Annotated in this window: 9 protein-coding genes; 2 read left to right on the top strand and 7 right to left on the bottom strand. The window is 73.3% G+C overall.

Features of this window, described 5'->3' with window-relative positions; all coding sequences use genetic code 11:
• Positions 1 to 272: 272 nt before the first annotated feature.
• Genes JOL79_RS33365 through JOL79_RS33335 form a run of 7 tightly spaced genes read right to left on the bottom strand, consistent with a single transcriptional unit; the run spans position 273 to position 6,669 of the window.
• Positions 273 to 1,121, bottom strand: a complete 849-nt coding sequence (locus JOL79_RS33365) for an amidohydrolase family protein (protein WP_210159935.1) — start codon at positions 1,119 to 1,121, stop codon at positions 273 to 275.
• Positions 1,118 to 2,233 (bottom strand): nickel pincer cofactor biosynthesis protein LarC, encoded by a 1,116-nt coding sequence (gene larC / locus JOL79_RS33360; RefSeq protein ID WP_210159934.1) that lies wholly within the window; start codon positions 2,231 to 2,233, stop codon positions 1,118 to 1,120. Before larC ends, JOL79_RS33365 begins: the two co-directional genes overlap by 4 nt.
• Positions 2,230 to 2,895 carry a nickel pincer cofactor biosynthesis protein LarB gene (larB, locus tag JOL79_RS33355; protein WP_210159933.1) on the bottom strand — a complete coding sequence of 222 codons (666 nt, stop codon included), beginning with the start codon at positions 2,893 to 2,895 and terminating at the stop codon, positions 2,230 to 2,232. The genes larC and larB overlap by 4 nt, the downstream gene beginning before the upstream one ends.
• 16 nt (positions 2,896 to 2,911) lie before the next feature.
• Positions 2,912 to 4,174: a nickel-dependent lactate racemase gene (larA, locus tag JOL79_RS33350; protein WP_210159932.1), complete on the bottom strand. Its 1,263-nt coding sequence runs from the start codon at positions 4,172 to 4,174 to the stop codon at positions 2,912 to 2,914.
• Positions 4,164 to 5,090, bottom strand: coding sequence for an aldo/keto reductase (locus JOL79_RS33345; RefSeq protein ID WP_210159931.1), 927 nt, complete (start codon positions 5,088 to 5,090; stop codon positions 4,164 to 4,166). Before JOL79_RS33345 ends, larA begins: the two co-directional genes overlap by 11 nt.
• Positions 5,087 to 5,830, bottom strand: coding sequence for an SDR family NAD(P)-dependent oxidoreductase (locus JOL79_RS33340; protein ID WP_210159930.1), 744 nt, complete (start codon positions 5,828 to 5,830; stop codon positions 5,087 to 5,089). Before JOL79_RS33340 ends, JOL79_RS33345 begins: the two co-directional genes overlap by 4 nt.
• Positions 5,827 to 6,669, bottom strand: a complete 843-nt coding sequence (locus JOL79_RS33335; protein WP_210159929.1) for a fumarylacetoacetate hydrolase family protein — start codon at positions 6,667 to 6,669, stop codon at positions 5,827 to 5,829. The genes JOL79_RS33340 and JOL79_RS33335 overlap by 4 nt, the downstream gene beginning before the upstream one ends.
• 172 nt (positions 6,670 to 6,841) lie before the next feature.
• Between JOL79_RS33335 and JOL79_RS33330 the strand changes: the two genes are divergently transcribed.
• Positions 6,842 to 8,131, top strand: a complete 1,290-nt coding sequence (locus JOL79_RS33330; RefSeq protein ID WP_210159928.1) for an L-fuconate dehydratase — start codon at positions 6,842 to 6,844, stop codon at positions 8,129 to 8,131.
• A 141-nt stretch (positions 8,132 to 8,272) separates the two neighbouring features.
• Positions 8,273 to 9,085: an ATP-dependent sacrificial sulfur transferase LarE gene (larE, locus tag JOL79_RS33325; protein WP_210159927.1), complete on the top strand. Its 813-nt coding sequence runs from the start codon at positions 8,273 to 8,275 to the stop codon at positions 9,083 to 9,085.
• The last annotated feature ends 190 nt before the right edge of the window (positions 9,086 to 9,275 follow it).

Below are 9,275 nucleotides of genomic sequence, written 5' to 3'. Positions count from 1 at the left end.
CCTTCACCATGGGCAACGCCTGGCAGTTCTTCATGGGCTACCGCTTCGCCATCTTCAACTACGCCACCCAGTCACTCGGCGGCGCGGTCAGCGTCAGCCGCTTCGACCTGACCACTCCGTGAGCACTCCCTGACACATCGGCACCTGACACATCGGCACCTGACACATCGGCGCCGTACGAGCCGGCCGGACGCCCGCAGGGGTGTCCGGCCGGTTCACCGGTGCGACGGCCCGCGCCGGGCGCGCCGGTCAGGTGACCGGCGCGGGATCGGTCACAGGCGGTAGGCCCGCTCCGCCGTCCCCCGCAGGACGGCGTCGGTCTCCTCGCCGGACAGCCCGGCGTCCGCGAGCAGCGTCCGCGCCGTCTCGGCCCAGACGGGCAGGGAACCCGCGAGGAGGCAGACCGGCCAGTCGGAGCCGAACATGAGCCGCCCGGGACCGAACGCGTCGAGCGCGACGTCGACGTACGGCCGCAGCGTCCCCGCGTCCCACTCGTCCCACGTCGCCTCGGTGATGATGCCGGAGAGCTTGGCCGTCACGTTCGGCTCCGCCGCGAGCTCCCGGATCAGACCGGCCCACGGCTCCAGCTCGCCGGCCACGATGTCCGGCTTGGCCAGATGGTCCAGGACGAAGCTCAGCTCGGGCAGCGCCCGTACGGTCTCGATGGCGGAGGGCAGCTGGTGGGGTTTGACGAGCACGTCGTAGGACAGCCCGGCCTCGGCCACGCGCCGCAGCCCGGCGCGGACGTCGTCCCGGGAGAGCCAGCGCGGGTCGGGCTCGGCCTGCACCAGGTGGCGGATCCCGCGCAGCAGTTCCCCGCCGGGTGAGGCCGCCAGCGCGGCGAGCTCGTCGGCGAGATCGGGGCGGGTCAGGTCGGCCCAGCCGACCACGGCGGCCACGGTCCCCGGCCCCGCCGCCAGTGCGAGGAACTCGCGCGTCTCCTCGGCGTCGGGGAGCACCTGCACGAGCACCGAACGGCTGATCTCCGCCTTCGCCGCGACCGAGTCGTAGTCGGCGAGGGTGAAGTCGCGGTTGATGGGCGCCATCTCCGGCGGTTCGAGCCAGGACTGCGGTCGCCGGGCGAGTTCCCAGGTGTGGTGGTGCGCGTCTACGTAAGTCACAGTGCGTCAAGAGCCTCTCGTGCCAGTTCCCTCAACGGTCTTCCGGTCGCCTCGGCCAGGCCGGCCAGGTCGTCGTGCTCCGGCTTGACTCCCCACGGGCCGTGCTTCATCCGCACGTCGTGGCCGTACAGGCGTACCGTCTCGAAGTGCCGGGGCAGCGCGACCTTCTCGACCTCGCTGCGCCGCAGGCCGAGGCTCCCCGTCTCGGCGAACACCAGGCTCTGCAGCGCGTCGGCCGACTCGGGCGGCGCGAGCACGTGGAGGACGTGCGCGGGCCTGCCCTTCTTCATCACGGCGGGCGTGATCCACGCGTCCGCGGCGCCCGCGGCCAGTGCGCGCTCGATGACGTGCGCGAGGACCTCGCCGGTCAGGTCGTCGAGGTTCGTCGACAGGACGATCTGCCGTCCGGGCTCGGTGACCGGCCGCCCGAGCATGGCCACGGTCACGTTGGGCCGGTCCGGCAGCTCACGGGTGCCCGCTCCGTACCCGGTCGCGCGCAGCTCCATCTCCGGCGGCGCGCCGTAGGCGGTGCCGGCGGCCAGGAGCAGGGCCGCACCCGTGGGTGTGACCGCCTCCCCCGCGGCCCCGCCGCGCACCCGGGCTCCCCTGAGCAGCGCGAGCGTGGCCGGGGCGGGCACCGGCAGCACGCCGTGGCGGGTCCGCACGGTGCCGCTGCCGAGCGGCAGCGGCGCGGAGTGGACCCGGGTCACGCCGAGATCGCGCAGCGCGGCGGCGCACCCGACGATGTCGATCAGTGTGTCGTGCCCGCCGAGCTCGTGCAGGTGCACCTCGGCCGGCGGTACGCCGTGCAGCGCGCCCTCGGCCTCCGCGATCGCGGTCAGCGCCGCCTCCGCCACCGGCAGGCCGGTCCTCGCGGCCATCTCGATCAGGGTCGAGGCGGGGCGTTCCGTGGCGTCGTCGTCGACGTCGATGCGGACGCGGAGCGCGGTCAGCGGCCCCGTGCGCACCTGTTCCGCGTCCAGCCGCCAGCCGGTCAGGCCGGTCCGGGCGACGGCGCGCCGCACGGCGTCCAGGGAGGCGCCCGCGTCGAGGAGGGCGCCGAGCAGCATGTCCCCGGCCAGGCCGGTGAACGGGTTCAGGTAAAGGATCACCTCGGCCCCCTCGTGAGGCGGTAGGCGGCGAGCGCCGCGCCGAATCCCGAGTCGATGTTGACCACGGTGATCCCGGCGGCACAGGAGGAGAGCATGGCCAGCAGCGCGGTGACGCCCTCCAGCGCCGCACCGTATCCGGTGGAGGTGGGCACCGCGATGACCGGTGTCTCCACCAGACCGCCGACGACGCTGGCCAGCGCCCCCTCCATGCCCGCGATGACGATCACGCTGTCGGCGGCGCGCAGCTCGTCCGCGGCGGCGAGCACCCGGTGCAGCCCCGCCACCCCCACGTCCCTGATCACGGTTGTGGTGAGGCCGAGGGCGGAGGCGACGGCGGCGGCCTCGGCGGCGACCGGGCCGTCCGACGTCCCCGCCGTCACCACGGCGACCCGGTGCCCGGCCGGCCGCGCCTCGCGCCAGGCGAGCAGCCGCGCGGCCGGGTCGTGCCGGCCGCCCGGGACGAGCGCGAGCACGGCCGCGGCCGTCTCGTGCTCGACCCGGGTCACCAGTACGGGCCCGGTGTTGCCGCCGAGCAGGGTGGTCACGATCCCGGCGATCTCATCCGTCCGCTTGCCCGGGCCGTAGACGATCTCGGGCACCCCCTGGCGGGCCTCCCTGCCGAGATCGACCCGCGCGTATCCGAGGTCCAGCGACTCGCTCATGCCGTGACGACGCGGATCACGGCCGGTCCTCCGCGAGGTAGGGGATCGTCATGGGGCCCTCCGGCAGCACGCACACCCGGCCGGGCAGGTCGCGTACGGCGGCGGCGATGTCGCCGGTCTGCTCCAGGTGGGCGGCGGCCAGGTCGGCGTCGCTCAGGTGCGACGTGTGCATGATCACCCGGGCGGCGCGCTGGATGCGCGCCTGGATCTGCACCTGCCACTGGTCCGGGACCGTCACGGTGCGGCGCGAGATCTCCTCGAAGAGCGCCTCCGGCGAGGCCGCGGAGGTGAGCACCTCGCGGTACGACCCGTGGTCGGGGAACCCGTCCCGGCACTCGGCGGCGCAGATGATCGTCCCGCCCGGCCTGACGACCTGGGCGGCGGCGCTCATGCCCTTCACCGCCTGGTAGAGGTTCTGGTCGAGCGGGAAGCCCGCGTTGGTCGTGACCACCACGTCGAACGGCTCGGCGACCGGCCGCATCGCCGCCGCGCGGGCCGCGGCCGTGGCGGCGGCGTGCATCGGCGCCAGGTCGCCGCCGAACGCCTGGACGATCCGCTGCTCGCGGTTGAGCACGACGTCGAGGGAGAAGGTGACCCCGGTCCCCGCGGCGATGGCGCGGACGTCGTCGTGGACGGGGTTGCCCTCGATGATCCCCCAGGTGGCCCGCGGGTCGCCGATCCGGGCGGCGTCGTGCAGGGTGAGCACGGTCTCCAGGGCGGCGAGGCCGGGCGCGACCAGCTTGGGGCCGCCGGAGAATCCGGCGAAGAAGTGCGGCTCGACGAAGCCCGTCGTGATCCGCACGTCCGCGTCAGCCCACTCCCGGTTGAGCCAGACCGGGACGTCCTTCCCGTAGCGGCCCATCCACTTCAGCGACGACGCGTCCCGGGCGTCGTGGTTGACGATCCGCACGGCGTCCACGACCCGGTCGCCGAACATCGCCCGCAGTTCGTCGCCGGTGTTGCCGCGGTGCGTGCCGGTGGCGACGAGGATCACGACGTCGCCGAGGTCGACCAGCCCGTCCAGCTCGTCGAGGATCGCGGGGATCATCAGGTGCCTGGGCTGCGGCCGGGTGCCGTCGCAGGCGGAGATGGCGACGGTCTGGCCGGGACGCACCCGCTCCCGCAGCGGCGGTCCGGCCACCGGCTCGCGCAGCGCGCGCCGCAGCTCGGCCGTCTCGTCCGCCGCCGCGGGCCGGGCCACCGGGGTGATGACGGTGGTCCGGTCGTCCGGGAGGTCGACCACCAGCCCGCCCGCCCCATATGCGAGATCAACCCGCATGGAGTTCCTCCCACAGCGCGCCCGGGACGTCCGTCGCGGCCAGCCGCAGGTCCTCCACGATCTCCTTGGCGCTGCGGGCCCCGATGAGGACGTTGGCGACGGCCGGGTGGCGGTGCGGGAAGAGGAGCGCGGCCGCGGGCAGCGGGACGCCGTGCGCCGCGCAGGTCCGCTCCAGCTCGCGCGCGCGGTCGACCACGTCGGACGGGGCCGCGCCGTAGTCGTAGGTGGTGCCACCGGCGAGGATTCCGCTGTTGAACACCCCGCCCGCGATCACGGCGACGCCGCGCCGCTCGCACTCCGGCAGCAGCTCGGCGGCGGCCGACCGGTCGAGCAGGGTGTAGCGTCCCGCGACCAGCACGGCGTCGACGTCGGTCTCGCGGACGAACCGGGTGAGCATCTCGGCCTGGTTCATCCCGGCGCCGATCGCGCCGATCACGCCCTGGTCGCGCAGCTCGGCCAGCGCCGGGTACGCCTCCCCCGCCGCCTGCGTCCAGTGATCGTCCGGATCGTGGATGAACACCAGGTCGAACCGGTCGAGCCCGGTCCGCGCGAGGCTGTCGTCGAGAGAACGCAGGACGCCGTCGCGGCTGTAGTCCCTGACCCGGACGTAGCCGGTGCGGCCGGGGAACCCGTCCTCATCGCCCTCGCCCGGGACCAGCACGCGGCCCACCTTGGTGGAGACGAACGCCTGGGCGGGACCGCCGGGCAGGCCGCGCAGGAACCGCCCGAGGCGTTCCTCCGCGAGCCCGGTCCCGTAGTGCGGCGCCGTGTCGAAGTAGCGGATTCCCGCGTCCCACGCCGCGGCGAGGGTCTCCTCGGCCTGCGCCTCGTCCACGGGCTCGAACAGCCCGGCCAGCGGCGCGGTGCCGAGCCCGTACCGTCCCAGCCCGGCGAGCGCGGCGGACGGGGCGCTCACGACGCCACCGGTCGCACGCGCAGCGCGGCCATTCCCCCGTCGACGGCCAGCTCGACGCCGACCGTGGACGCCGACTTCGGGCTCGCCAGGTAGGCGACGGCGCCGGCGACCTCCCGGGGGTCGACCAGCCGGCCGTGCGGCTGGCGCGCGGACAGCGCGGCCCGCTCGGCCGCGGGGTCGTCGGCGGCGTCCAGCAGCCGCCCCACCCAGGGGGTGTCCACGGTGCCGGGGCTGACGCAGTTGACCCGGATGCCCTCACGGACATGATCGGCCGCCATCGCCCGCGTGAGCGCGAGCACGGCGCCCTTGGACGCCGAGTACAGCGCGCGCTCCGGCAGGCCCGCGGCGGCCGCGATGGAACACATGTTGACGACCGCGGCGTGCGGCGACCGCCGGAGGTACGGAAGGGCCGCCCGGGTGACCCGCACGATGCCGACCACGTTGGCATCGAGCACGCGCATCCACTCGGCGTCGGAGTTGGCGGCGACCGTGCCCAGCGCCCCGATGCCCGCGTTGTTGACGACCACGTCGATGCGGCCGAACCGCTCCGCGACGGCCGTCACGGCCGCGCGCACAGCGGCGTCGTCGGTGACGTCGCAGACGAAGTCGGTGTCCTTGAGGTCGAGGACGGCCACCTGTGCGCCCCGGGCGGACAGTTCCTGGGCCACGGCCCGCCCGATGCCGGACGCCCCACCCGTGACGAGGGCGACCAGCCCCTCGAACTCGGGGAGTTCGCTCATGCCTGCCCCAGGCGCTGACGCTGGCGGCCCAGGCCGTCGATCTCCAGCTCCACCACGTCGCCCTCGCGCAGGAACTGGCCGCGGCCGAGGCCGACGCCCGCCGGGGTGCCCGTGTTCACCAGGTCGCCGGGCTCCAGCACCATGAACTGGCTGAGGTACCAGATGACGTGGTGCACGCCGAAGATCTGGTTCTTGGTGTTCCCGTTCTGGCGGAGTTCGCCGTTCACCCACAGCCGGAGGCCGAGCGCCTGGGGGTCGCCGGCCTCGTCCGGGGTGACCAGCCAGGGGCCGAGCGGGTTGAACGTTTCACACGACTTGCCCTTGGTCCACTGTCCGCCGCGCTCCGCCTGGAACGCGCGCTCGGAGACGTCGTTCGAGATCGCGTACCCCGCGATGACGGCGGCCGCGTCCTCCGGTGAGTCGAGGTAGCGTGCCGTACGTCCGATGACTACGGCCAGTTCGACCTCGTAGTCGGTCTTCACGCTCTGTCGCGGGACGAGAACCTCGTCGTCCGGTCCGATGACCGTGTTGGACGCCTTCATGAAGACCACCGGCTCCTCCGGAACCGCGGCGCCGGTCTCCTCGGCATGGTCGGAGTAGTTCAGTCCGATGCAGACGACCTTGCCGGGTCTGACGACCGGTGCTCCGACCCGCGAGAACGGCTCCGCCTCGGGCAGAGAGCCCTCCGCGAGGGCCGCCCGCACCCGCTCGATACCGTCCCCGGCCAGGAACGCGCCGTCGATGTCGGCCGTCAGCGACGACAGGTCCAGGGTCCGACCGTCGGGCGCGACCACACACGGACGCTCCCCACCCGACGGACCCACCCGCAACAGCTTCACGAACTGCCTTCTTCCACTCGGTTCACGGATCTACGTGCAGTGCCGAGCCTGTCAGATTCATCGGATTGAAGTAAAGCCACGAGCAGTCGCCTATCTCCGGTTTGCCAGACCTGCACCACATGCGACCATACTGTCCAGGTCATATACATCGGATCATTTGGAGTGCTGGCTGATGCCGACCATCACCTCCGTGGACGTGATCGACGTCCGGTTCCCCACATCGGCCACCCTCGACGGGTCGGACGCGATGAACCCGGACGGCGACTACTCCGCGGCGTACGTGGTCCTGGGTACGGACGGGGACCTGGAAGGGTACGGGCTGACGTTCACCATCGGCCGTGGCAACGACCTGTGCGTGGCCGCGGCCCGCCAGATCGGCGCCCGGCTGACCGGCCGAGACGTCGACGAATTGGCGGCCGACCTCGGCGGCCTGTACCGGGAGATCATGGCCGACAGCCAGATGCGCTGGCTCGGCCCCGAGAAGGGCGTGGTCCACCTGTCCGCCGCGGCGGTGCTCAACGCCGCGTGGGATCTGGCCGCCCGCAGGGCCGGCAAACCGTTGTGGCGGTTCGTCGCCGACATGACACCGGAGGAACTGGTCGCCGCCTGCGACTTCCGGTATCTGTCCGACGCGCTCACGCCGGAGGAGGCCGTCGAGATGCTCGCGCGGCTCGCCCCGACGCGCGAGGAGCGCGTGGCGGAGCTCGCCCGGGACGGCTACCCCGCCTACACGACCACCCCGGGATGGCTCGGCTACAGCGACGACAAGCTGCGCCGGCTGTGCCGCGAGGCCATCGCCGACGGCTGGACCCACATCAAGCTCAAGGTCGGCGCGAACATCGACGACGACATCCGGCGCCTGGGAATCGCGCGGGAGGAGATCGGCGAGCGCACGCTCATGATCGACGCCAACCAGGTGTGGGACGTGCCGGAGGCCATCGAGTGGGTCAACCGGCTGGCTCCCTACGCGCCGCTGTGGATCGAGGAGCCCACCAGCCCCGACGACATCCTCGGGCACGCCGCCATCCGCAAGGCCATCGCCCCGACCGGCGTGGCCACCGGCGAGCACGCCCACAACCGCGTCATGTTCAAGCAGCTCCTCCAGGCCGGTGCCATCGACTACTGCCAGATCGACTCCTGCCGCCTCGCGTCGGTGAACGAGATCGTCCCGGTGATGCTCATGGCCGCCAAGTTCGGCGTGCCGGTCTGCCCGCACGCGGGCGGCGTCGGCCTGTGCGAGCTGGTCCAGCACATGTCCGTGGTCGACTACGTCTGCGTCAGCGGCACCCTCGAAGGACGGGTCCTGGAGTACGTGGACCACCTGCACGAGCACTTCACCGACCCGGTCAGGATCGAGCGCGGCCGCTACCGTCTGCCCGGCCTGCCCGGCTACAGCGCCCAGATGCACCCCGAGTCGATCGCCGCCTACCGCTACCCCGACGGCCACGAGTGGGCCGGCTGACGTGACCGCGTTCCGGCCCCTCGGGCGCGGAACGCCTGACGGGCCGGACGGCCTCGCCGCCGGGCGCCCGCCCGGCGGCGAGGCCGTCCTCGTAGGCTTTGCCATCGGGATCGCGGAGGGAGACCGCCGGTGGACGACGTCATGAGTCGATTGAGCGAGCGGCTGCGCGCGGAGAGCGGGCTGATCGTCGCGTACTCGGGCGGCGCGGACTCCGCACTGCTCGCCTTCGCCGCCGCGCGGGTGCTCGGCAGCCGGGCGCTCGCCGTCACCGCCGTGTCGCCCAGCCTGGCCGCGTCTGAGCGGGCCGCCGCGCGCGAGTTCGCCCGCCGGCACGGCCTGGCCCACCTCGAGGTGTGCACGGACGAGGCGGACCGGCCCGCGTACGCCGCCAACGGACCCGATCGCTGCTACCACTGCAAGTCGGCGCTGTTCGACGCGCTGGACCCCCTGGCCGCCGCGATGGGCGCCAGGATCGCGCTCGGCACCAACCTCGACGACCTGGGCGACCACCGGCCCGGCCAGCGGGCCGCGGCCGAACGCGGCGTCGTCACCCCGCTCGTGGACGCCGGCCTGACCAAGGCCGGCGTCCGGGCGCTCAGCCGCGAGCTCGGCCTCGTCACGGCGGACAAGCCCGCCGCGCCGTGCCTCGCCTCGCGGGTGACCTACGGCGATCCGGTGACGCCGGAGATCCTGCGCAGGGTCGAGGCGGCGGAGGCCGCCGTGCGCGACCTCGGGTTCCCCGTGTGCCGGGTCCGCGCCCACTCCCAGGGCACGCTCGCGCGTGTCGAGGTGCCCGCCGCCGAGATCGCCCGGGCCGGCGAACTGCGCGAGCGGATCGACGCGGCCGTCCGCGGCGCGGGCTTCTCCTTCTGCTCGCTCGACCTGTCCGGGTTCGCCTCCGGCCGCCTCAACGCGCTGCTGCCGCTGCTCCCGCGGGCGGCCGGAAACCGCTGACGACGCCACAGACGGCGGTGACCGGGTCCGCGATCCGCGGGCCGGCCACCGCCTGCCACTGTCATTCCTGTGTCTTGCCTCCGGTGAGGCGGGAGATCACGAGGGCGATCAGGATGATCACGCCGTTGAGTGCCTGGATCCATTGGGCGGGGACGCCGGCGAGGGTGAGGACGTTCTGGATCATGTAGAG

This window comes from Microbispora oryzae, from assembly GCF_017896165.1.
GTDB lineage: Bacteria > Actinomycetota > Actinomycetes > Streptosporangiales > Streptosporangiaceae > Microbispora > Microbispora oryzae.
This window is presented reverse-complemented; position numbering and strand designations above follow the sequence as displayed.

Bases quoted from the DNA above. Each gene is read 5' to 3' on its own strand.
- JOL79_RS33340 (WP_210159930.1), bottom strand. From the start codon at position 5,830: ATGAGCGAACTCCCCGAGTTCGAGGGGCTGGTCGCCCTCGTCACGGGT.
- larA (WP_210159932.1), bottom strand. From the start codon at position 4,174: ATGCGGGTTGATCTCGCATATGGGGCGGGCGGGCTGGTGGTCGACCTC.
- JOL79_RS33330 (WP_210159928.1), top strand. From the start codon at position 6,842: ATGCCGACCATCACCTCCGTGGACGTGATCGACGTCCGGTTCCCCACA.
- larB (WP_210159933.1), bottom strand. From the start codon at position 2,895: ATGAGCGAGTCGCTGGACCTCGGATACGCGCGGGTCGATCTCGGCAGG.
- larE (WP_210159927.1), top strand. From the start codon at position 8,273: ATGAGTCGATTGAGCGAGCGGCTGCGCGCGGAGAGCGGGCTGATCGTC.